Below are 20,798 nucleotides of genomic sequence, written 5' to 3'. Positions count from 1 at the left end.
TTACGCGCCAAGCTCCGAATGGTCGGTGTGCGACTGCTTCGCGGTATCGACGCTCGCGTCGTCCTGCGACGCGGCTTCCTTCGATGCCGTCGACTTCGCCGACGTCGAGGTTTCGAGCGTCGCATGTACGCGCTTCGCACCGCCTGCTGCTGCCGTCACGGCAGCGGCCGTGACGATCGGCTTCGCCGGCGCCTGCGGCGCATTGACGGGCACGCTGCGGCCACGCGCAACGTCACGCAGGCGACCACGCTCGGCCATCACCTTCGAGCCGTAGCCGTTGTCATCGGGATTCGTCGAACCGTTGTACATGCGCAGGCCGTTCGCGAGCGAACCGCCACGTGCAATGCAGTCCTTCAGCACGAGCGCGCCGACCTGGAGGTTCGCGAGCGGCTGCAGTGCGGTGTCGGTGCCGCCGAAATACTCGAACTTGTCGGAATGCACCTTCGACATGACCTGCATCAGGCCCTTCGCGCCGACGCCGCTTTCGGCGTACGGGTTGAAGCCCGACTCGATCGCCATCACGGACAGCAGCAGCAGCGGATCGAGACCGACGTCACGGCCGGTCTGGAATGCAGCCTTGACGAGCTGGCCGAGCGGCTCCTGCGCGACGCGGTAACGGCGCGACAGGTAGGTCGCGACGAGCGCCTGCTCGCGATTCGATGCGAGCGCACGGTCGTCCCGCGCATCGGCCGCCACGCGCTGGGTCGGGATCAGTTTGGCAAGCGCGACGGGCGACGGGCCGTTGCGAGCCGGATCGGACGCGTCGCCCTGCGCGGCGGCTTCCGGTGCGACGTCGAGGCCGACCGCAAGCGCGTCCGTTTCGGGGCTGTCTTCCTGCTGCGGCTGCGCGCCGGCAGGCGCGAAGTTCGGCAGCGGATGGCCGGTCAGCAGACGGGCCGGCCCGGCTTGCACGGCCGCGGATACGACCGGCATCAGCTTCGCGGCGAGCGTGCCGCGAACGGTTGGCAGCAGCCACAGTGCGAGCGCAACTGCGACAGCGAGACAGCCGACAACGCTGAATAAATGGTGACTGACACGCGTCCCGCGACGCAGCATGCTGCGCACGAACTGCGCATGCTGCTCACTAGGACGCCACGATAACCAAGCGTTCATTCAGATCATCTCCCATGAACATGACTCGTGCGGCTCGCTCAGCTCGATGGCGAGACAGGTAACGCGCCGCGGAATCACAACGCCGCACGCTTTGGTTGGGGCGTGCAAGCATCGGGGAAACGGTATAAGTACCGTTCGAGGCCACGGTGTAAGAGGGCCGGCGCCTTCGCACATTGGGCGAGGCGGGCATACGCGGTGGCACCCACGCAAAAAACCAGCGTTTGATAGCGCTGGCTGAGACTACGACTAAGGCCGTCGGATACGCCGTGCAGGATTCGGCGGACGGTGACGCGCTGCGTCAAAGATCGGTGATTGGCGGCTCGAAGCCTTTTACCCTGCAGCCAATGTGAGCGGATTCTAGCAGGGTTTTATAGATCGTCAACACTATAAAACACTGAAATCATAACAAAAAGTAATTTAAAACCGCTCTTCAGATCGCAGGCCCCGTGCCGTAGGGGGTTTGCGCGCGGTCGACTTTTTTCTCCGCCGGGCGGGCATGCGGCGGCGCAGGTAAAATCGTCGGTCGATTCGGGGCCGCAGCCGGCCGCTGCGCCCGCCCATCGCTGCCCGCCACGCGGGTGGCCCGGACCATCTTCATGAAATACAAAGACTTACGCGATTTCATCCAGCGCCTCGAGGCGCTCGGCGAACTGCGGCGCGTCACGCAGCCCGTGTCGCCCGTGCTCGAAATGACCGAGCTGTGCGACCGCGTGCTGCGCGCCGGCGGCCCTGCGCTGCTGTTCAACACGCCGACCGGCTACGACTTCCCGGTGCTCGGCAACCTGTTCGGCACGCCGCGCCGCGTCGCACTCGGGATGGGCGTCGATGCGGGTGACGACGCCGCGCTCGGCTCGCTGCGCGATCTCGGGCGCCTGCTGTCCGCGCTGAAGGAACCCGATCCGCCGAAGAGCCTGAAGGATGCCGGCAAGCTGCTGTCGCTCGCGAAGGCCGTGTGGGACATGGCGCCGAAGTCGGTGTCGTCGCCGCCGTGCCAGGAAATCGTCTGGGAAGGCGCCGACGTCGACCTGAACAGGCTGCCGATCCAGACCTGCTGGCCCGGCGATGCGGGGCCGCTCGTCACGTGGGGCCTGACGGTCACGCGCGGGCCGAACAAGTCGCGCCAGAACCTCGGGATCTACCGCCAGCAGTTGATCGGCCGCAACAAGCTGATCATGCGCTGGCTCGCGCATCGCGGCGGCGCACTCGACTTCCGCGAATTCGCGCTGCAGAACCCCGGCAAGCCGTATCCGGTCGCGGTCGTGCTCGGCGCCGATCCGGCCACGACGCTCGGCGCGGTGACACCCGTGCCCGATTCGCTGTCCGAGTACCAGTTCGCCGGCCTGCTGCGCGGCAGCCGCACGGAGCTCGCGAAGTGCCTGACGCCCGGCGTCGACACGTTGCAGGTGCCCGCGCGCGCGGAAATCGTGCTCGAAGGCTTCATTTATCCGCAGGAAGGCTCCCCCGCCCCCGCTCCGGCCGGCGCACCGCCGCGCCCGGCCGGCAATGCGTCCGCCGCATACGAGCACGCGCTCGAAGGCCCGTACGGCGACCACACCGGCTATTACAACGAGCAGGAGTGGTTTCCGGTGTTCACCGTCGAGCGCATCACGATGCGCCGCGACGCGATCTACCATTCGACCTACACGGGCAAGCCGCCCGACGAGCCCGCGGTGCTCGGCGTCGCGCTCAACGAGGTGTTCGTGCCGCTGCTGCAGAAGCAGTTCACCGAGATCACCGACTTCTACCTGCCGCCCGAAGGCTGCAGCTACCGGATGGCCATCGTCCAGATGAAGAAGAGCTACGCGGGCCACGCGAAGCGCGTGATGTTCGGCGTGTGGAGCTTCCTGCGGCAGTTCATGTATACGAAGTTCATCGTGGTCGTCGACGAAGACGTGAACATCCGCGACTGGAAGGAAGTGATCTGGGCGATCACGACGCGCGTCGACCCCGTGCGCGACACCGTGATGGTCGACAGCACGCCGATCGACTATCTCGACTTCGCGTCGCCGGTCGCCGGCCTCGGTTCGAAGATGGGGCTCGACGCGACCAACAAGTGGCCCGGCGAGACCAGCCGCGAATGGGGCCGCCCGATCGAGATGGATGCGGCCGTCAAGGCGCGCGTCGACCGGCTCTGGCAGGAGATCGGACTCTGACACCATGCGGCCGGCGCCCGCCGGCCCATGGCGTGCCATCGCCACAAGACCAACGAAGATGACCTTTCCGCCCGCCTCCATGCTGTCCGACGGCTTCTTTCTGTCGCTGTCGCTGTGCCTCGACATCGGCCTCGTGAACGTCGCGATGCTGTCGCTGACGCTGTCGCACGGCTTCCGGCCGGGCTTCTGGCTCGGCATCGGCTCGTGCGTCGGCGATCTCGTCTATGCGGCGCTCGCGCTTGCGGGAATGGCCGTGCTGCTGCAGTTCGAGCCGGTGCGCTGGATCGTGTGGATCGGCGGCGGCGCCGTGCTGCTGTTCCTCACGTGGAAGATGGCGCGCGAAGCGCTCGCGCCAGCCAAGGCACCCGGCAACGATGCCGAGGACACGCCGCAGCCACGTGCAAGCGCGCGGCGCAGTTTCCTGCGCGGGATGCTGCTCGCGATGTCGTCGCCGAGCGCGATCCTGTGGTTCGCGGCGGTCGGCGGCGCGCTGATCGCGAAAGCCGGCGCGACCACACCGGTCACCGCGTCGGTGTTCCTGTCGGGGTTTTTCCTCGGCGGCCTCGCGTGGACGCTCTTCATGTGCACGCTCGCAAGCCAGGGCCGCAAGCGCGCGGGCGCCGGGCTGATGCGTGCGTGTCACGTCGCGTCGGCAATGCTGTTCGCGTATTTCTCGTACAGCGTGATCGTCGGTGGCTACCGCGACCTGATCGTGCACGCGGTGTAATCGAAGCCGGCCTGCACGGGCCGCGCGCCGCGGTTTGGCGGCGGCCCCAAAGAAAAACGGCGCAGCGCCCCTCTCAGGACGGTGCGCCGTTTTGCCACGCGCGGTCAGGCCGCGCGGGACGAATCAGCGACGCCAGCCGTGATGGCCCCAGCCGCCGTATCCGTGACGCCAGTACGGACGGCCGTAGTAGCCACCGTAGCCGCCGACGACCACGGCGGGCGGCGGCGCATAGTAGGCCGGTGCCGGCGCGTAATAGACGGGCGGAGGCGGCGGCGCGTAATACACGGGCGGCGGCGGTGCATAGACGGGGTACGCGGGTGCGACCGGGATACCGATGCCGACCCCGATCGACACGTGAGCCTGCGCGGCGCTTGCGGCACCCAGGCCCAGCGCGGCGGCGGCGATGAACGGAATGAGCTTTTTCACTTCGATTCTCCTGCTGGAGCGGTATTTTATGCGCTCCTGTCGGCAACGGCGGGCATGCACGTCGCATGCAAGCAATGTAGCGAAAACCCGCCCCGCGCGTGTCCTGCATTTGTTGCAAATTGCAATTGCACGCGGCCGGAGCCGCCGTGCGGGGTGACTTGCAGCACCCGCGGCGCCCCTTGCGGGCCGCACCATTCCGTCCGACGAGTCGGGTCGCAACATCATGGCCGGTCAGTCTTACCGGATGCGGCGCGCGCAGCGGGCACGCAACCGTAATGAACGATTACAAATTTGAGACAAGATGCCGACATTTCAAGCGGGATACGGGTGCGATATGTGTCGGGGTCGGATTCCAGAATCGTGAATCGACCGTGACGCCGGGTGCCGGTACACGCGTCGATATCGTGCGCGTACCGGTCAGCCACGCACGTGTTCGCGCGGAAATTGTCCTTTCGCGGCCCCGCCGTCATTCCTGCGATACTGGCGGTTGCTTCGTTTTCGCTTACGCCCGCTGCCATGTCCCTCCCCGACACACCCCGCCTCGGCTTCATCGGCGCCGGCCGTCTCGCGCGCTGCGTCGCGCAGCGCTTCGCACAGGCCGGCTTTCCGGTCGTCGCGATCGCGAGCCGCACGCCCGCGTCGGCCGCGGCGCTCGCCGCGCGCATCGACGGCTGCCAGGCGGTCGACACGCCGCAGCAGGTCGCCGACACCGCCGACCTGATCTTCCTGACGGTGCCCGACGACCATCTCGCGTCGACCGCCGCGGCGCTGCACTTCGATACTTCGCGCGCGGCGCAGCAGGCCGTCGTTCACTGCAGCGGCGCGTCGGCGGTCGCACTGCTCGATCCGGCGAAACGGCAAGGCGCGGCCACCGGCGGCTTCCATCCGCTCTACCTGTTCGGCGGCACCGACGCCGACCTCGCCCGCATCGACGGCTGCTCGGTCACGATCGAAGCCGACGGCGCGTTGCATGCGACGCTGATGCGACTTGCTGCCGCACTCGGCTGCCATCCGCTGTCGATTCCGGCCGGCGGCCGGATGCTCTATCACGCGGCCGCGCACTACGCGGCGAGCTTCGCGCTGTGCGGGCTGGCGGAAGCGGTCGAGCTGTGGCGCGGCCTCGGTTTCGACGAGCAAGCCGCGCTGCGCGCGCTGCTGCCGATGCTGGCCGGCACGATCGAGACCGCGCGCGACAAGGGGCTCGCGAACGCGCTCTCCGGCCCCGTGTCGCGTGGCGATACGGGTATCGTCGAACGCCAGTTGGCACTGCTTGAAACGCGCGGCGGCGATCATGCGACGCTGTATGCGCTGCTGACCCGCCGCGCGGTCGCGCTCGCGGCGCAGCGCGCCGTACCGCCGGCATCGTTGCCGGCGCTCGCCGAAGCCGTCGAAACGTCGCTCGCGCGCACGGCCGCGCACCCCTCCCCGTCGCGTGACAAGGCGTGATAAGGTGTCGGCCGATGCGCCGCCATCCGGCGTTGGCGGCCGCACGCTACTGACTAAAAGAGGATGCCAACGATGTTCGGCGAGATCGCCCGTTTTCTGCTCAATACCGTCTTCACGCTGTTCGGCGCCGCGCTGATCCTGCGCGTCTGGATGCAGGCCGTCCGCGTGCCGCCGTACAACCCCGTCACGCAGGCCGTGCTGCAGGCGACCAACTGGCTCGTGCTGCCGCTGCGCCGCGTGATCGCGGGCGTGCGCGGCATCGACTGGGCCAGCGTCGTCGCCGCGCTGCTCACCGCGCTCGTCTACGTCGTGCTGATGGTCGTGATGGCCGGCTTCGACCCGGCCTCGGTGATCGCGACGCTCGTCGTGGTCGCGCTGCTCACCGTCGTGAAGTGGGCACTCAATCTCGTGATCTGGATGACGATCCTGATGGCGCTGCTGTCGTGGCTCAACCCGCGCTCGCCGGCAATGCCGATCCTCTACCAGCTCACCGCGCCGTTCCTGAACCCGCTGCGCCGCGTCATCCCGAACCTCGGCGGCATCGACCTGTCGCCGATCCTGCTGTTCGTGATCGTGCAGGTGCTGCTGATGATCGTCACGCGCGCCGCCGTGTCGCTGACGATGTTCGGCATCTGACGCCGTCGTACCCTACGCCGCCGGCCCTTGCGCCGGCGGTGCACCTAGCGTGTCGATCACGCCGAAGCGCGCCGGCATCATCGCGTAGCACACCCGCACCTTCTCGTGCGACAGCCGGTCGAGCAAGCGCTGCGCCTCGTCCTCGGTGACGATGAATTCGATCTCGATCGCGAGCGACCCCTGCAGTTCGAAGAAGCGGTCCTCGTGCAGCACGCGATGCTGGCCGAAACCGGCCATCGCGCGAAACGCGGAACCGCCCGCGACGCCCATCCGGTTCGCCTCCTCCAGCAGCCATTCCCACAGCGGCTTCCAGTGCAACCGGTGCTGCTCGTGCACATAAAAGCGCAAGAAGATCCTGTCCATCGCTTCCTCCGATGGCGGCACGCTCAGGCCGCCGCGAGCCACGCGCGCGCGGTCCACATGCCGAGCGCCGTCAGCGCGAACGATCCAGTCAAGTGTAGGGCAGCCACCGCAAACGCCCATCCCAATTCGCCCTGCAGCGCATGCGTCATCACTTCGACCGAATAGGTCGAGAACGTCGTGAGGCCGCCGAGAAAGCCCGTGATCACGAACAGCCGCCACTCGGGCGGCAGCCCGACGCGGGTCGTGAACACGACGGCGGCGATGCCGATCACGTAGCCGCCGATCAGGTTCGCGGCGAGCGTGCCGAGCGGCACGGCGGGAAAGAATGCGTTGAGCGCGAGGCTCAGGAACCAGCGCAGCAACGCGCCGAGCCCGGCGCCGACGAAGATCGCGACGATCGAATAGAACAAGGGCGCTCCCGGTCGATAAGGCAGCTGGATTCAGCCGCCGGCCCCCGGTTGCCCGGGGCAATGTGCGCTCCCGCCCGCGCGCGGCGCGTGCGCGGGCGGCACACGCTGAACTGTATGCGGATTCGCCGCCCACCCGCAACGGCGACAACCGGCAGACTGCCCGCCCGTTCGAATCGTCTCGCCCGCCCGCAGGCTCACGCGCGTGGCCAGGCTGCGTCGAGTGCGCTCAGCGTCGCCAGCGCGCCGCCCTTCAGGCCGATCACGTCCGCGCGGCGCGCATGCGCTTCGCGCGCGTTGATGCGGATCACGTCGGCACCGAGCCGTTCGCTCAGCAGGCGCACGGTCGGGATCGCCGTGCCCGCACCGATCTCGACCACGACGACCCGCCCGGCCCGCGCGATCCAGTCTTCCAGCGCACGTTCCTGCGCGTCGTAGCGCGCGCCGAGCCAGCCGGTGTCGCCGAACATCAGGATGTTCGGCCGCGCAAGGCCGCCGCAGTGCGGGCAGCGCGGCATGTCGCCGACGAGGCGGCACGTCGCTTCGTCGACGTCCGGCGCGAACGGCGCCGCATCCCACGTATCGTCCGAACAGGGGCGCAAGCACTGCATTGCGTGGATCGAACCGTGGATCTCGACGATCCGCGCCGGATCGAAGCCGGCTTTCTGGAACTGGCCGTCGACGTTGCTCGTCAGCACGAAGCCGCCGTTCGGCATCGCGTCGATCCAGCGGCGCAGGATCGCGAAGCCCGCATGCGGCACCGTCGCACGGTAGAGCGCGAGACGATGCCCGTAGAAGCCCCACGCGAGCTGCGCGCGTGCACGGAACGCATGCGGAGACGCGATCTCGTGGAATTCGAAACGCTCGTGGCGCAGCGCCGGATACGCGCGCCAGAAGCCGTCCGTGCCGCGAAAATCGGGCAGCCCGGAATCGACGCCGATACCGGCGCCGGCCGTCACGAGCAATGCGTCGGCACGTGCGAGCGCGGCAACGGCGGAGGCGACGAGATCGGCGGGCAGTTGGGCGGTGGCGGCAGCAGCAGCGGAATCAGCGGAATCGGAAAACGGCATGATGGGGCGCCTGTAGCGTCGAGCGGTGCGCGAGTGGCGTCGCGATCATACGCCGGTTCGCGTATGGCGCGGCGTGCGCGATGCAACGGCGTGACGCGACGCTCGTCCAGCCGCGGGCGATGCAGGCGGCCGGCCGATGCAGTGCGCGGCCGGCGCCGCCGCGGTCAGGCGGCTCCCCGCCTGCTCAGCTATCCGAATCGTCCTGCGCGACCGGAATCTCGTCGACCGCGAAATAGACCGGCTTGCCGAGCTGCCGCGCAAGGTCGACGTCCGCGTCGGCCCCGCGCGACGCGCCGTCGATCCGCCATACCGCATCGCAGCGGCGCAGCAGCCGGTGCGCGGCCGGATACAGGAACGCCTCGCTGATTGCGTCGCCGACCTGTCGCGACCCGGCCGCGACGGCGAGCGGCAGCGACACCCACTCGCCGATCATCGGCACGTGCCCGCGGCGATACACGGCGAGCGCCGCCTCCTCCAGCCGGTGCAGGTTCGCGGCGATGCGCGCGGGGTCGCCGTCCGTGCCGCTGCGATAGGGGCCGGCGACCAGCACGAGCAGCGGCGTCATGCCGTGCGCGCGCCGGCGGTTTCCCGCAGCGCGACGTACTGGAGCAGCATGATCGTCTTCGCGTCGACGATCTCGCCGCGCTCGACCGCGTCCAGCGCCGCCTGCAGCGGCATCTCGACGACCTCGAGATCCTCGCCCTCTTCCGCGACACCGCCGCCGTCGCCGGTGCGCAGCGACGCATCGTATTCGCCGACGAAGAAATGCAGCTTCTCCGTCACCGAGCCCGGGCTCATGAATGCCTCGAACACCTTGCGCACGCCGCGCACGCGATAGCCGGTCTCCTCCTCGGCCTCCGCGCGGATGCGTGCTTCAGGCGTCGCGTCGTCGAGCAGGCCGGCGGCGGCCTCGAGCAGCATGCCGTCGTGCCCGCTGACGAACGCCGGCATCCGGAACTGCCGCGTCAGCAGCACGTCGCCCGTATCGGCATTGCGCAGCAGGATGGTCGCGCCATTGCCGCGATCGTAGGTCTCGCGGCTCAGGCGCTGCCACGTTCCGTCGCGGCGCAGGAAATCGAACGTCACCTTCTTCAGCACATACCAGTCATCGGACAGCACCGTCGTATCGACGATGCGGACACGGTCCCGCGTTGCAGCCATCCCAGCCTCCGGTTCGACAAAAGACGGCGCCCATGGTAACGTGCATATTCGTGCAACTTCAAGAAAATTCGTGCAAACACGATGCTGACGACACAACGCAAGAAAGCGATCCTCGACGCACTCGCGCGCGATGGCCAGGTGCTGGCGGTCGAACTGAGCGCGCAATTCGGCGTATCCGAAGATACCGTGCGCCGCGACCTGCGCGAGCTCGCCGCCGAGGGCCTGCTGCAGCGCGTGCACGGCGGCGCGCTGCCGGCGTCGCCGGCCGTTGCCCCCTTCGCGCAGCGCGAGGCGCTCGAGTCGGCGGAAAAGCGGCGCATCGCGCGGCGGGCCGCGGAAATGATCGCGCCCGGGCAGGTGGCGATCGTCGACGGCGGCACCACCTCGGCGCTGCTCGTCAGCCAGTTGCCGGCCGACCTGCGCGCGACGATCGTCACGCACAGCCCGAGTGTCGCAGTCGCGCTCGCCGCGCATCCGTCGATCGACGTGATCCTGATCGGCGGGCGGCTCTACAAGCATTCGATCGTCGCCGTCGGCGCGGCCGCGATGGAGGGCATTGCGCGCATCCACGCGGACCTGTACTTCATGGGCGTCACGGGCGTCCATCCGGTCGCGGGACTCAGCACCGGCGATTTCGAGGAAGCGGCGATCAAGCGCGCGCTGGCCGGGCGCGCGGCCGAGACGGTCGTGCTCGCGTCGCAGTCGAAGCTGCGCGCGGCGTCGCAGTTCGTGATCGGCGAACTCACGCTGGCGCAAACGATCGTCGTCGAGCAGGAAACCGACACCGCGCTCACGGAGCCGATCGAGGCGGCGGGCGTAACGGTCGTGCGCGCCTGACACATCGCTGGCCCGTACGCGTCGAATCGATCGCGGACTGCCGTCACGCCGGCGCCGAGCCGATGTCAGCGTGCTGACAGGCAGCGCTTGCTAACATGGGCGATCACCCGATCGCCACGCGCCGCCCACCCGATGCCCCCACCCTCCGCCACGACGTCACCGGCACCGCCCGCGGACGATGCGCCGCCGCCCGGCATCCTCGCGCTGTTCGTCGCGTTCTCGCAGATCGGCCTGACCAGCTTCGGCGGCGGGCTCAGCGGGCGGATGATGCGCGACTTCGTGTACGAGCGGCGCTGGCTCGACGAAGAAGCGTTCCTCAACGGCCTCGCGCTGTCGCAGGCATTGCCGGGCGTCAACGTGAAGAACCTCGCGATCTGGATCGGCTACCGGCTCGCCGGATGGCGCGGCGCGGTGGCCGGCTTCACCGGCATCATCGCGCCGCCGGCCGTGCTGATCGTGCTGTTCGGCATCGCGTTCTCGACCCTCACGCGCTTCCCGCTCACGCATGTCGCGCTCGCCGGCGCAGCGGCCGCGGCGATTGGACTGTCGATCTCGATGGCGATCACCGCCGTGCGCCGGCTGCCGCGCCGCGTGCTGCCGTTCGCGGTGATGACGCTCACCTTCGTGTCGGTTGCGGTGCTGCACTGGCCGCTCGTGTGGACCGTGCTGATCGGCGGCACGCTGAGCGTCGCGCTCGAATACCGCCGCGCGGCCGCCACCCCGGCCGGGAGCGACGCACGATGACCGCGTCGGCCCGCTACGCCGCGCTGTTCGGCGTGTTCGCGCCGCTGTCGATCGCGACGATCGGCGGTGGACAGGCGATCATCGCCGACATCCAGCGGCAGGTGGTCGACGTGCATCACTGGATGACCGCGACGCAATTCGTGAACGACTTCGCGATCGCGCGGATGGCGCCGGGCCCCGGCTCGCTGCTGGCGACGCTGATCGGCTGGCAGGTCGCCGGCTTCTGGGGCGCAGTGATCGCGACGCTCGCGCTGTTCGGCCCGACCGCGTTCCTGATCTACGGCGTCGCGCACCTGTGGAGACGCCATCAGGGTGCGCGCTGGCAGGTCGCACTGGAAGCCGGCCTGCGCCCGGTCGCGGCCGGCATGATCCTCGCGTCGGTGTGGGTGCTGCTGCAGGCGCTCGACGGCGGCTGGGCCGCGCGCGCGATCGCGGTTGCATCGACGCTGTGCGTGATCTACACGCGCGTCCATGCGCTGCTGCTGATCGCGATCGGCGCGTTGCTGCTCGTCGGCATGCACGCGCTCGGCGGCGTGTAGCGCATGCTGCCGTCGCAGTGCGGCCGGTACACCTAGACGCCGCGAAACTGCGGTGCACGGCGTTCCGCAAACGCGCGCAGCCCTTCGTCGAAGTCCGCGCCTTCGCACGCGTGCCGGCGCAGCTCGGCAATCCGTTCGAACGCGTCGGCCGGCAACGGCCGCGCGTCCTGCAGCACGCGCAACTGCTCCTTCACCGCGTGCACCGCGAGCGGCGCCTTCGCAGCGATCGTGCGCGCGACGTCGAGCGCCGCATCGTCGACACCGCCCGCGTCGGCCAGCCGGTTCACGAGCCCGTGATGCGCAGCACGCTCCGCATCGAGCGGCTGCGCGCAGAAGAACATCTCCTTCAGCACGTGGATCGGCAAGTTGTCGTAGAAGCGCAGCAGGCCGCTCGTCGAATACGGCAGGCCGATGTTCGCGGGCGTCATCGCGAAACGCGCGTCGCGCGCCGCGACCACCAGGTCGCAGCTCATCACGAGATCGACCGCCCCGCCCCACGCCGAACCCGATACCGCCGCGATCACCGCGCCCGGGTAGGTCCGCACGCGCCGCAGCGCCCGTTCGAGCGGCTTGCCGTACGCGAGCGGATCGCGATCGTCGGCCAGTTCACGCAGGTCGTGCCCCGCGCTCCACACGTCGCCGCTGCCGTCGTTCGACAGGATCACGACCGGTGGAGGACGGTGTTCGGCCAGCGCATCGAGGCGTGCGACGAGCGCATCGAGCAACGGCGCGTCGAGCGCATGCCGTCGCGCCGGATTCGCGAACCGCACGCGCGCGATCCGCTCGCCGATCATGTCGACCGTCACGTTCGACGCCCCTTCGAGTTTCGTCGTGTCGCTCATTGCACGGCCTCCGCCACCGCTTCCGCCTGGAAAATCGCGCGCCCGGCCAGCAGCGCGTCGATCGCGTCGTCGCCGTAGCCCGCTTCGCGCAGCACGTCGACGGTATGCTCGCCGAGCAGCGGCGGCGCATGGCGCGTGCGCGGCGCCGGCACCTCGTCACCCATCCCGCCGAGCGGCGTGACGACCTGGCGCAGCGCGCCGAGCGTCGGATGCGCAACCGGCTCGACCAGCCCGCAATGCGCGAGCTGCGGATCGTCGAACACTTCGTCGAGCGTGTTGATCGGCCCGGCCGGCAGCCCGGCGTCGACGAAACGCTGCGTCCATTCGCGCTTGCCGCGCGTGCGCAAGCGGCCTTCGAGCAACGCTTTCAGTTCGTCGCGGTGCGCGACGCGTGCGTCGTTGGTCGCGAAGCGCGGATCGTTCGGCAGCTCGGGCAGATCCAGCAACTGGCACAGCCGCAGCCACATGTCGGTCGTGATCGGCGCGAGGTTGAGCGGCCCGTCGGCCGTCTCGAACACGCCGTACGGGGCGATCACCGCATGCGCATTGCCGGTGCGGCGCGGCACGTCGCCGAGGCTCAGGTAGCGTTGCCCGTGCACGCTCAGCAGCGAAACGAGGCTCTCGAGCAGCGACGTGCCGACATGCTGCCCGCGCCCGGTGCGCTCGCGCTCGAACAGCGCGGCCGTCACGCCGGTCGCGACCCACATCCCCGAGCTGAGATCGCCGATCGCGGTGCCCGTGCGGGTCGGCTCGCCGTCGGGAAAACCGGTGAGGCTCATGAGCCCCGCGTAACCCTGCGCGATCTGGTCGAAGCCCGGCCAGTCGCGCAACGGGCCGCGCGGGCCGAATGCGGTGACGCTGCCCATCACGAGCCGCGGATCGCGTGCGCTCAGTGCGGCATAGCCGAGCCCCATCGCGTCCATCGTGCCCGCCTTGAAATTCTCGATCACGACGTCGGCCTGCGCGATCAGCCGCCGCACGACATCGAGGCCGGCCGGTTGCCGGAAATCCACGCAGATGCCGCGCTTGTTGCGGTTGCAGGACAGGTAGTACGTGCTCACGCCGCGATCGAACGGCCCCCATGCGCGGCTCATGTCGCCGTGCGGCCCCGACTCGACCTTGATCACGTCGGCGCCGAGATCGGCGAGCACCATCGAGCAGAACGGCCCCGACAGCGCGCGGCTCAGATCGACGACCCTGATTCCTTGTAATGCCTGCATTCCGGACTCCTGATATTGATGACTGGGTGTAGCTGGCTTTCGAACGATCGCGGCGTGCCGCTCATTCGGGCAGCGTCTGGTGGCGCGTTTCGACCGCGAACGGCAGGATCAGGATGCCGAGCCCGAACACGGCCGCGGTCCATGCGACCGGCACGCCGAGCGATCCGTAGCCGTGAATCGCCGCGCCGAGCAGGAAGTTCACGCCTGCGCCGATGAAGCGGCCGACCGACGCATTGAACGCGAACGCGGTGGCACGCACGCGCGTCGGGTACTGCTCGGGCAGCCACAGCGAGAAGATCGCGAAATTGCCGCCGAAGAAACCGAGGAACGCGAGCGACACCATGAATGCCGCAAGCCCGTTCGGCTGGTAGAACGCCCAGCCGAACGCGAACACGATCGACCCGGCCATGCCCGCGAAATACACGCCGAGCGCCGTGCGCCGGCCGAGCCGTTCGGAGAGCCACGGTGCCACCAGGCAGCCGGCGATCGTCGCGCACGACAGGATCGCCGCGCCGATCGACGCGAGCCGCATCGCGCCGATGTGGTCGATGCCCGCACGCGCCGCCAGCGTGCTGACCGCGCTCGCCTCGTACACGGAGCCGGCCCACAGCCCGACGATCGCGACGCCGACGAGGCTCGCGCTCGTCAGCGTGCGGCGCAGGAAGGCCGGCGCGAAGATCTCGCGCAGCGGATGCGCGCGCCGCGCGTCGGCCACGTCGCCGTCGCGTGCGTCATGCCGGCGCCACTGGCCGGGCTCCTTCACGCGCATCACGGTGAACACCGCGAGCAACGCAGGCGCGAGGCCGCACAGGAACATCGCGCGCCAGCCGTAGGTCGCGCCGATCGTGTAGTTCAGGCACGCCGCGATGAAGAAGCCGAAGTAGTAGCCCGTCTGCAGGTAGCCGGCGCCCATCTTGCGGCGGTCTTCCGGCCAGCTCTCGGCCACGTAGGTGCCCGCGAGCGCCCATTCGCCGCCGACGCCGATCCCGGCGATCAGCCGGCACGCGGCCAGCGCCCACACGTCGTGCACGAACGCGGCCGCGCCGGTGAACACCGAATAGATCAGGATGCTCGCGGCGAGCGTACGGACGCGGCCGAAGCGGTCGGCGAGCGGCCCCCAGACGAACGACAGCCCCCAGCCGATCAGGAACAGCGCGAACAGGATCGAGCCGTACATCCCGAGGTTCGCGGGCGTCGCCGCGATGCCGGACGCCGGCAGCAGTTCGGTCAGTGCGGGAATCAGCACGAGCGCGTAGATCACCGAATCCACGCCGTCGAGTACCCAGCCCGCATACACGGCCCAGAAGCCCTTGACCTGCTCGCGCGTGAGCGGCGTGCGCCGCGGCTTCGCGCCGGCCGCCGGCGCGTCGATCGCCTTGAACATCTTCGTCTCCTTGCCGGCGGTGCCGGCGCTTTTGCCTCGTCCGGTCCGGGATGGCCGGCAGGCTGGCTCTTTTGTGAGACGAGTATAGAAACCCCATCGATCACAGAAAAATATGATATTCATCTTGCTCGATCGGATTGGCTTATGGCTTGAATCGGGAGGCGGCGGCGATGGACTTGAGACAGTTGCGCTATTTCGTGAAGGTCGTCGAATGCGGCAACGTCACGCATGCGAGCGAGGCGCTGCACGTCGCACAGCCGGCGGTGAGCCAGCAGATGCGCAATCTCGAGCAGGATCTCGGGATGCAGCTGCTCGAACGGAGCGTGCGTGGCGTTGCGCCGACTGCTGCCGGCCGCACGCTATACCAACACGCGCTCGAACTGCTGCGCCAGGCCGACGGCACGCGCGAACTGCTGCGCCGCGACGCCGACACGCCGCAGGGCCGCGTGACGGTCGGGATGCCGTCGAGCACCGCGCGCGTGCTGGCCATTCCGCTCGCCCGCGCGGTGCGCGATCGGTTTCCCGGCATCATGCTGGAACTGATCGAGGCGCCGAGCGCCGACCTCGACACGCTGCTCGAACGTGCGCGGCTCGATCTCGCGATCGTCGTCGACGCGGTCGACTCGCGCGGCATCGCGATCCATCGGCTGCTGACGGAAACGCTGTACCTGATCAGGTGGCCCGGGTTCCAGGTACCGGACGATCCCGTGCCGCTCGACGCGATCGCGCGGATGCCGCTCGTGCTGCCGAGCGCGCCGAACACGATCCGCAACCGTGTCGACTGGGCGATGCGCGAGGCCGGACTGTCGTACGAGATCAGTTTCGAGGCGAGCTCGACCGGGCTGCTGTTCGCGGCCGTGATGGCGCAGCTCGGCGTGACGATCCTGCCGTGGACGGCCGCGCACGTCGAGATCGAGGAACGCAAGCTCAAGCTGTCGACAGTCGCGCACCGGCTGTTCGCGCGCGACCTGTCACTGTGCTGGCACGACACCGCGCTCGTCAGCAACGCGGTGCAGAAGGTGAAAGCCGAAATCGTCCGGTTGTTCGACACGCTCGGGCAACGGCTCGAGTGGGCGGCCGGGCAGGCCGGTGCATGACGAGCGCGCCGCGTGCCTTGTGCTGCGCCGCCACGCGTACTAAGCTCCGTTCATCCTGGGTACCGCTGACACCCCCACTTCTCCTCGCCGCTCGGTATAAGCGTCGGACGAAGGAGGCTGCCCGTGTCCCCGCTCCAGTCTGCCTGGCTTCTGCTGGGCGTCAGTGTCCTCGCCGAAGTGCTCGGCTCCGTCGGCCTGAAATACTCCGCCGGCTTTTCCCGCCCGCTCCCCTCCACGCTCACCGTCGTCTGTTACGCGTGTGCTGTCTGGCTGATGGCGCTCGCGACCAAGCGGCTCGAAATGGGGCTCGCGTATGCAAGCTGGGCCGCCGCCAGCACCGCGGCCACAGCCGTGATCGGCATCGTCTGCTTCGACGAATCGGTGTCGTCGCTGAAGCTCGCCGGCATCGCGCTGACCGTCTGTGCGCTCGTCGCGCTCAACCTCGGCGAGGCGGCGCGATGATCGGTGCGCACGCGTCCGGCGGGGCATTGAGCATTGACAACGCCCCCCGGCGCCCCTTAACGTTGCTTCCATCGCAACCATCACCGGTTCAGCTTAAGAGGTTGTCGGCCCGCTCGTGCTCGACACCTCTGCCTTCATCGAAGGCCTGCTGCTTGGCGCCGGACTGTTCACGTCCGTCGGCCCCAAGGACGCGTTCGTCATCAAGCGCTCGATCTCGAGCCCCCATCTGCTTTCCATCGCCCTCGTCTGCGCAGGCAGCGACGCGCTGCTGATCGCGCTGGGCGCGCACGGGTTGTCGTCGTTGCTGTCGCGACATCCCGGCGTAGTGTCGGCCGCGCTGTGGGCCGGCATCGCGTATCTCGCCGGCTATGGCCTGCTCGCGCTGCACTCGGCGATCCGGCGGCGACAGCCAGGGCACGTCGATGGCCCACACTCGGGTAGTGAGCCCACGCTCTCGCGCACGGTGCTCGCGACCGCCGCCGTCTCGCTGCTCAATCCGTACGCGTGGATCGATACCGTGCTGCTGCTCGGCACCGTGATCGTGAGCCACACGCCCGCCGCGCGCACACCGTTTGCGATCGGCGCGATGGCCGCTTCGCTCGCCTGGTTCCTGATGCTCGCGTATGGCGCACGCGCGTGCCGCGCGTGGTTCGCCCGTACGCTCGCGTGGCGCATGCTCGACTGCTTCGTCGCGGTGATGATGCTCGGCTTCGCGGCACGTTTCGCGATCGACGCGCTTCAGGCGTCAGCGGCTCGATAGCGTGCGAAACACGTCGCGCGCACCGGCATGCATCTCGAAGCCGATACCCGGTGCCTGCGGCACGCGTGCGTATCCCGCGTCGACGGTTTCGCCGTCGGCGAGCCCGCTGAACGGATGGAACGCGAACGGGCTGACTTCCGCACCGCAGAGCCCGAGCGCCGCGACGACGTGCAGCGAGAACAGGTGGCCGCCATGCGGCCAGAACGCGTCGCGCCGCCAGCCGCGCGATGCGAAGTATTCGACGATCTGCAGATAGCCCGGCAGCCCGTAGCAATGCACCGGGTCGAACACCAGCACGTCGCGATCGGGACGCAGGCCGCCGTAGCGGTCGAGCAGCTTCGCTTCCGCGAGCGAGAACAACGCTTCGCCGGCCGCGATCGGCAATGCGTAGCGCGTGGCGAGATCCGCCTGGAGCGGCAGGTCGAGCGGATCGCAGATGTCCTCGAACCACCAGAGATCGAACGGCGTGAGCATCGCGGCGGCAGCGTCAACGGTCGTCGCGCCGTACGTGTTCATCGCATCGACCGCGAGATGCGAACTGTCCGCCAATTGCGTGGCGGCCGCTTCGATGCGCCTGCGATCCTGATCGAGATCCGCGCCGCCGATCTTGATCTTCGCGTGCGTGTAGCCGAGATCGACGATGCGGCGCAGCTCGTCCGACAGACGCGCGAGATCGTCATGCGGATAACGGTAGCCGCCGCCTGCATAGACGCGCACGCGTGGCGCCGCGGTGCGGTCAAGCCGGTCGGCGAGAAAGCGATGAAGCGGCAGGCCGGCGATCTTCGCGGCTGCGTCCCAGATCGCCATGTCGAGCGTGCCGACTGCGACGCATCGTTCGCCGTGTCCGCCGGGCTTTTCGCCGGCCATCATCGCGCGCCACGCGCGGAACGGATCGAGGTTCGTGCCGGCTTCGTCCGCGAGCATGTCGGCCGCGGCCAGCAGGCGCGGTGCGAATCGTTCACGGATCAGGCCGCCCTGCGCGAAGCGGCCGATCGACGCGTAGCCGTAGCCCGTCACCGGGCGGCCGTCGCGCACGACGTCGGTGACGACCGCGACAACGCTCGTCGTCAGGCCACCGGACGGGATCGCCGGATCGCCATAGCGGGACACGGGAATCGCTTGTTCGTGGATCGCGGTGATGCGCATGGTCGGGGTTCCGGGAAAACGGTCGGGGTTCGCAGGTGCTGCACGCATGGCGGCCGGCGCGACGGGCGGACCGCTGCATCATAGGCGCTCGCGCGATGTCCTGCAGGCTCGCGATCGTCATGCGACCCGAGCAGCGGCGTCCGAATCGCGCAGCGCCGCATCGGCATACGAACGCGATCGCTGCCTGCAACGCGCAGGTCGATGAACAACAAACCAGACACTGTCAACAGGGAGGAGAACGACATGAATGGTCGTCATACGGGCCTGGCGACGGCCTGAAACAACGCCATGTCACGATGCTGTGGATCGCGGGCGCGATTGGCAGGATGACGGAACCGGTCGGGCGTGCGACCAGGCTCGGCGAGCTGTTTCCGAACCGGAACGAGTTCTATTGAGATTGAGCCGGCATCTCTCGCCGGTCATCCCGGCTGCCATCCTGGCTTGCGGGTATCGACTGAAGGGGGCGGCTCAATGCGTCGGAACGACCGGCGCCTTTTGCGCAGGCCGAACCGAACAACTCGCTCAGGCGAACACGAAGTACTTGCGCACCGTTTCCACCACTTCCCACGTCCCTTTCATGCCGGGTTCGATCACGAACACGTCGCCGGCTTTCAGGTGCACCGCCTCCTCGCCTTCCGGCGTGATGATGCAGTAGCCGTCGAGGAAGTGGCAGTACTCCCATTTCTCGTAGTTCACCTCGAACTTGCCCGGCGTGCAGATCCAGGTGCCCATGATCTTGCTGCCGTCCTTCGAGACGTAGGCGTTCAGGTTCACGGTGTGCGGATCGCCGCCGATGCGCTTCCACTTGGTCGCATCGAGGACCGGGGTCGGGCAGGTTTTGCGCAGAACGGTGATGAAATCGGACATGTCGGCTCCAGACTAACGATCGTGTAAGAGAGGCCTGTCACGTTAGTTCGAAAGCGTGGTGGGGACTTGTATGCTTCCGACGCGGACTCGTCTATTTTCGACACCGGTTTGCGCGCGGGCACGCCGCCCGAGGTCACGTATGGGATCGGACACGCCCCTATCCCATGAACAACGGACGGAGGCACTCATGGAGACGGAGGGGCAGGAAACAGGTCATCAGGCACTTCATGACCAGGTCGCGAAGCGCCGTTACCTCGTGGCTCAGCAGCTATTCAATTGTCCGGTTGAGGATCTCCATAATGCCAAATGCCCCTCCCGCACGCGGTGCGCTGCGGCCCCGGCATAGGCGCTCCGGCCTCGACATGAACCGAATCTTTCACGGCCGGGCTTTGCCAGTAGCCGGTGCGCGGACAAGGCTCTCCGGGCAGCACCCGTAGCCTCGGTTGCGCGACGGGCCTGGGGAGGTAAGTTTCCTCCTCCGCCGGAATGCTGCCGTCACGGTATCGCTTGTCTTCCCACAGCAGCCGCCAGCGCACCACCTGTTCGTCGTTGGACCCTTCCAGCAGGTACTTATGGGCAACGCTGCCTTTGAGGAAGTAGCTCGGACAGCCCACCTTGCCGGAAGGAAACCATGGCTCCCAGATACCCTCGACAGGAATCTCCTGATCGCTGCAAACCTCGCCGCTTGCGGATTCGTTCCTGGGCGGACAGGGAGGAAGCGATGCAGGATAGGTGCGACCGGGGGGCCAATACCGCCATGCAGGAAATAACGGATCCTGGAACAACGATTCATACGTCCAATGCTTGAACACACGAGTGCCGCCGTCGGCACGCTTGCCATAGGTAAGGTATTCGGAAAAATCGAGCCCGACCGTGCACTTGAGCGCGTAGCAAATCAATCTCTCGATCCACACGCCCTGCGCGAACCCGGTCGCATACACCGGGTCTGCAAAGTTGGTGTCCTTCAGTCCCAGTGAATGAAAAAGCGGATCGTATTTACGACCGATTTCAAGCGCACTCCGTCCAAACAACAGGTCGCCACCTCGCTCGCTTCCTATAATCAGCGCGTCGTATGCTGCTCGTTTGTCAAGACCTCGGCGCAATGCATCGATGCCCAGACCCATAGGCACCAGTGCCCGCAAGAAATCATGTGTGTAGGCTTCCTCAAGCTCTCCCTGATTTGGGCTCGGTGTGTCCAGTTGTTTTGCGTACGCGCAGAGAAAGTCCCGATATAGTCCAACGGCGTATTCCAGAAACGTGAAACTCGTCCATTTCTTGAGCAGATAAAACGCCTTTGCTCGCGCATCCTGTTCCTGCTCGGCGGTCATGGTCAAAATATTCAACATCATGGAACCTGTTCATCCGTCGATTGTTTGCCAGCATCGGCTACCGCTCTCC

At 67.9% G+C, this 20,798-nt stretch carries 24 protein-coding genes; 11 read left to right on the top strand and 13 right to left on the bottom strand.

Annotation, left to right across the window (positions count from 1 at the left end; genetic code table 11):
• A complete protein-coding gene (locus B7G54_RS14375) occupies positions 1-1,113 on the bottom strand; it encodes a lytic transglycosylase domain-containing protein (protein WP_085039674.1) in 1,113 nt (370 codons plus the stop codon).
• A gap of 596 nt (positions 1,114-1,709) precedes the next feature.
• Here B7G54_RS14375 and B7G54_RS14370 point away from each other — a divergent pair.
• Both B7G54_RS14370 and B7G54_RS14365 read left to right on the top strand, forming a co-directional pair.
• Complete coding sequence (locus B7G54_RS14370) at positions 1,710-3,266, top strand: UbiD family decarboxylase (RefSeq protein WP_085039673.1); 1,557 nt, start codon at positions 1,710-1,712, stop codon at positions 3,264-3,266.
• Between the two features lie 58 nt (positions 3,267-3,324).
• On the top strand, positions 3,325-3,993 hold the full coding sequence (locus tag B7G54_RS14365) for a LysE family translocator (RefSeq protein WP_085039672.1): 669 nt from the start codon (positions 3,325-3,327) through the stop codon (positions 3,991-3,993).
• A 123-nt stretch (positions 3,994-4,116) separates the two neighbouring features.
• Here the strand turns inward: B7G54_RS14365 and B7G54_RS14360 are convergent, their stop codons facing one another.
• Positions 4,117-4,419, bottom strand: a complete 303-nt coding sequence (locus tag B7G54_RS14360) for a hypothetical protein (RefSeq protein WP_021157078.1) — start codon at positions 4,417-4,419, stop codon at positions 4,117-4,119.
• Between the two features lie 516 nt (positions 4,420-4,935).
• On the opposite strand from B7G54_RS14360, the gene B7G54_RS14350 reads away from it, so the two are divergent.
• Together B7G54_RS14350 and B7G54_RS14345 are read left to right on the top strand one after the other, a co-directional pair.
• Positions 4,936-5,865: a Rossmann-like and DUF2520 domain-containing protein gene (locus B7G54_RS14350; RefSeq protein WP_085039670.1), complete on the top strand. Its 930-nt coding sequence runs from the start codon at positions 4,936-4,938 to the stop codon at positions 5,863-5,865.
• A 72-nt stretch (positions 5,866-5,937) separates the two neighbouring features.
• The gene (locus B7G54_RS14345; protein WP_059448134.1) at positions 5,938-6,501 is read left to right on the top strand and encodes a YggT family protein; all 564 of its coding nucleotides are present in this window, start codon (positions 5,938-5,940) and stop codon (positions 6,499-6,501) included.
• Between the two features lie 12 nt (positions 6,502-6,513).
• Here B7G54_RS14345 and B7G54_RS14340 read toward each other — a convergent pair whose 3' ends face one another.
• From B7G54_RS14340 to B7G54_RS14320, 5 genes are all read right to left on the bottom strand, one after another.
• Positions 6,514-6,864, bottom strand: coding sequence for a DUF190 domain-containing protein (locus B7G54_RS14340; RefSeq protein WP_085039830.1), 351 nt, complete (start codon positions 6,862-6,864; stop codon positions 6,514-6,516).
• Between the two features lie 23 nt (positions 6,865-6,887).
• Positions 6,888-7,274, bottom strand: coding sequence for a fluoride efflux transporter CrcB (crcB, locus tag B7G54_RS14335; protein ID WP_085039669.1), 387 nt, complete (start codon positions 7,272-7,274; stop codon positions 6,888-6,890).
• A 194-nt stretch (positions 7,275-7,468) separates the two neighbouring features.
• Entirely contained in the window at positions 7,469-8,341 is an 873-nt protein-coding gene (locus tag B7G54_RS14330) for an SIR2 family NAD-dependent protein deacylase (protein WP_085039668.1), read from the bottom strand.
• A 184-nt stretch (positions 8,342-8,525) separates the two neighbouring features.
• The gene (locus tag B7G54_RS14325; protein ID WP_085039667.1) at positions 8,526-8,906 is read right to left on the bottom strand and encodes a TIR domain-containing protein; all 381 of its coding nucleotides are present in this window, start codon (positions 8,904-8,906) and stop codon (positions 8,526-8,528) included.
• Complete coding sequence (locus tag B7G54_RS14320) at positions 8,903-9,502, bottom strand: NUDIX domain-containing protein (protein WP_085039666.1); 600 nt, start codon at positions 9,500-9,502, stop codon at positions 8,903-8,905. The genes B7G54_RS14325 and B7G54_RS14320 overlap by 4 nt, the downstream gene beginning before the upstream one ends.
• 81 nt (positions 9,503-9,583) lie before the next feature.
• Here B7G54_RS14320 and B7G54_RS14315 point away from each other — a divergent pair, with 81 nt between their 5' ends.
• The 3 genes from B7G54_RS14315 to B7G54_RS14305 all read left to right on the top strand — a co-directional run bounded on the left by B7G54_RS14315 (position 9,584) and on the right by B7G54_RS14305 (position 11,622).
• Positions 9,584-10,339 (top strand): DeoR/GlpR family DNA-binding transcription regulator, encoded by a 756-nt coding sequence (locus B7G54_RS14315; RefSeq protein WP_085039665.1) that lies wholly within the window; start codon positions 9,584-9,586, stop codon positions 10,337-10,339.
• A gap of 132 nt (positions 10,340-10,471) precedes the next feature.
• On the top strand, positions 10,472-11,083 hold the full coding sequence (locus B7G54_RS14310; protein ID WP_085039664.1) for a chromate transporter: 612 nt from the start codon (positions 10,472-10,474) through the stop codon (positions 11,081-11,083).
• The gene (locus B7G54_RS14305) at positions 11,080-11,622 is read left to right on the top strand and encodes a chromate transporter (protein WP_085039663.1); all 543 of its coding nucleotides are present in this window, start codon (positions 11,080-11,082) and stop codon (positions 11,620-11,622) included. Before B7G54_RS14310 ends, B7G54_RS14305 begins: the two co-directional genes overlap by 4 nt.
• A gap of 32 nt (positions 11,623-11,654) precedes the next feature.
• Here the strand turns inward: B7G54_RS14305 and scpB are convergent, their stop codons facing one another.
• The 3 genes from scpB to B7G54_RS14290 all read right to left on the bottom strand — a co-directional run bounded on the left by scpB (position 11,655) and on the right by B7G54_RS14290 (position 15,068).
• A complete protein-coding gene (gene scpB / locus B7G54_RS14300) occupies positions 11,655-12,464 on the bottom strand; it encodes a methylmalonyl-CoA decarboxylase (RefSeq protein ID WP_085039662.1) in 810 nt (269 codons plus the stop codon).
• Positions 12,461-13,684 (bottom strand): CaiB/BaiF CoA transferase family protein, encoded by a 1,224-nt coding sequence (locus B7G54_RS14295; RefSeq protein ID WP_085039661.1) that lies wholly within the window; start codon positions 13,682-13,684, stop codon positions 12,461-12,463. The genes scpB and B7G54_RS14295 overlap by 4 nt, the downstream gene beginning before the upstream one ends.
• Positions 13,685-13,745: 61 nt before the next feature.
• Positions 13,746-15,068 (bottom strand): MFS transporter, encoded by a 1,323-nt coding sequence (locus B7G54_RS14290; RefSeq protein ID WP_085039660.1) that lies wholly within the window; start codon positions 15,066-15,068, stop codon positions 13,746-13,748.
• Positions 15,069-15,238: 170 nt separating this feature from the next.
• Here B7G54_RS14290 and B7G54_RS14285 point away from each other — a divergent pair, with 170 nt between their 5' ends.
• The 3 genes from B7G54_RS14285 to B7G54_RS14275 all read left to right on the top strand — a co-directional run bounded on the left by B7G54_RS14285 (position 15,239) and on the right by B7G54_RS14275 (position 17,387).
• Complete coding sequence (locus B7G54_RS14285) at positions 15,239-16,165, top strand: LysR substrate-binding domain-containing protein (protein WP_085039659.1); 927 nt, start codon at positions 15,239-15,241, stop codon at positions 16,163-16,165.
• A gap of 123 nt (positions 16,166-16,288) precedes the next feature.
• Positions 16,289-16,627, top strand: a complete 339-nt coding sequence (locus B7G54_RS14280) for a DMT family transporter (protein ID WP_085039658.1) — start codon at positions 16,289-16,291, stop codon at positions 16,625-16,627.
• Between the two features lie 115 nt (positions 16,628-16,742).
• Positions 16,743-17,387, top strand: a complete 645-nt coding sequence (locus B7G54_RS14275; protein ID WP_085039657.1) for a LysE/ArgO family amino acid transporter — start codon at positions 16,743-16,745, stop codon at positions 17,385-17,387.
• On the opposite strand, the gene B7G54_RS14270 is transcribed toward B7G54_RS14275, so the two are convergent.
• Entirely contained in the window at positions 17,373-18,533 is a 1,161-nt protein-coding gene (locus B7G54_RS14270; protein WP_085039656.1) for an enolase C-terminal domain-like protein, read from the bottom strand. The genes B7G54_RS14275 and B7G54_RS14270 overlap by 15 nt on opposite strands.
• A 95-nt stretch (positions 18,534-18,628) precedes the next feature.
• On the opposite strand from B7G54_RS14270, the gene B7G54_RS39330 reads away from it, so the two are divergent.
• The gene (locus B7G54_RS39330) at positions 18,629-18,928 is read left to right on the top strand and encodes a hypothetical protein (protein WP_175130509.1); all 300 of its coding nucleotides are present in this window, start codon (positions 18,629-18,631) and stop codon (positions 18,926-18,928) included.
• A gap of 127 nt (positions 18,929-19,055) precedes the next feature.
• Here the strand turns inward: B7G54_RS39330 and B7G54_RS14265 are convergent, their stop codons facing one another.
• Positions 19,056-19,400, bottom strand: a complete 345-nt coding sequence (locus B7G54_RS14265) for a cupin domain-containing protein (RefSeq protein ID WP_011351206.1) — start codon at positions 19,398-19,400, stop codon at positions 19,056-19,058.
• Between the two features lie 272 nt (positions 19,401-19,672).
• The gene (locus B7G54_RS14260; RefSeq protein WP_085039655.1) at positions 19,673-20,749 is read right to left on the bottom strand and encodes an Imm71 family immunity protein; all 1,077 of its coding nucleotides are present in this window, start codon (positions 20,747-20,749) and stop codon (positions 19,673-19,675) included.
• Positions 20,750-20,798: the final 49 nt, after the last annotated feature.

This window comes from Burkholderia puraquae (assembly GCF_002099195.1).
GTDB classification, from domain to species: domain Bacteria; phylum Pseudomonadota; class Gammaproteobacteria; order Burkholderiales; family Burkholderiaceae; genus Burkholderia; species Burkholderia puraquae.
Note: the sequence above shows the minus strand (reverse complement) of the source record. Positions and strands in the feature narration are given on the sequence as shown.

Coding starts and splice junctions, on each gene's coding strand:
- B7G54_RS14325 (WP_085039667.1), bottom strand. CDS start 8,906: ATGACGCCGCTGCTCGTGCTGGTCGCCGGCCCCTATCGCAGCGGCACG.
- B7G54_RS14315 (WP_085039665.1), top strand. CDS start 9,584: ATGCTGACGACACAACGCAAGAAAGCGATCCTCGACGCACTCGCGCGC.
- B7G54_RS14375 (WP_085039674.1), bottom strand. CDS start 1,113: ATGAACGCTTGGTTATCGTGGCGTCCTAGTGAGCAGCATGCGCAGTTC.
- B7G54_RS14320 (WP_085039666.1), bottom strand. CDS start 9,502: ATGGCTGCAACGCGGGACCGTGTCCGCATCGTCGATACGACGGTGCTG.
- B7G54_RS14345 (WP_059448134.1), top strand. CDS start 5,938: ATGTTCGGCGAGATCGCCCGTTTTCTGCTCAATACCGTCTTCACGCTG.
- B7G54_RS14305 (WP_085039663.1), top strand. CDS start 11,080: ATGACCGCGTCGGCCCGCTACGCCGCGCTGTTCGGCGTGTTCGCGCCG.
- B7G54_RS14310 (WP_085039664.1), top strand. CDS start 10,472: ATGCCCCCACCCTCCGCCACGACGTCACCGGCACCGCCCGCGGACGAT.
- B7G54_RS14295 (WP_085039661.1), bottom strand. CDS start 13,684: ATGCAGGCATTACAAGGAATCAGGGTCGTCGATCTGAGCCGCGCGCTG.
- B7G54_RS39330 (WP_175130509.1), top strand. CDS start 18,629: ATGTCCTGCAGGCTCGCGATCGTCATGCGACCCGAGCAGCGGCGTCCG.
- scpB (WP_085039662.1), bottom strand. CDS start 12,464: ATGAGCGACACGACGAAACTCGAAGGGGCGTCGAACGTGACGGTCGAC.
- B7G54_RS14265 (WP_011351206.1), bottom strand. CDS start 19,400: ATGTCCGATTTCATCACCGTTCTGCGCAAAACCTGCCCGACCCCGGTC.
- B7G54_RS14370 (WP_085039673.1), top strand. CDS start 1,710: ATGAAATACAAAGACTTACGCGATTTCATCCAGCGCCTCGAGGCGCTC.
- B7G54_RS14285 (WP_085039659.1), top strand. CDS start 15,239: ATGGACTTGAGACAGTTGCGCTATTTCGTGAAGGTCGTCGAATGCGGC.
- B7G54_RS14340 (WP_085039830.1), bottom strand. CDS start 6,864: ATGGACAGGATCTTCTTGCGCTTTTATGTGCACGAGCAGCACCGGTTG.
- B7G54_RS14365 (WP_085039672.1), top strand. CDS start 3,325: ATGACCTTTCCGCCCGCCTCCATGCTGTCCGACGGCTTCTTTCTGTCG.
- B7G54_RS14350 (WP_085039670.1), top strand. CDS start 4,936: ATGTCCCTCCCCGACACACCCCGCCTCGGCTTCATCGGCGCCGGCCGT.
- B7G54_RS14330 (WP_085039668.1), bottom strand. CDS start 8,341: ATGCCGTTTTCCGATTCCGCTGATTCCGCTGCTGCTGCCGCCACCGCC.
- B7G54_RS14260 (WP_085039655.1), bottom strand. CDS start 20,749: ATGATGTTGAATATTTTGACCATGACCGCCGAGCAGGAACAGGATGCG.
- B7G54_RS14270 (WP_085039656.1), bottom strand. CDS start 18,533: ATGCGCATCACCGCGATCCACGAACAAGCGATTCCCGTGTCCCGCTAT.
- B7G54_RS14290 (WP_085039660.1), bottom strand. CDS start 15,068: ATGTTCAAGGCGATCGACGCGCCGGCGGCCGGCGCGAAGCCGCGGCGC.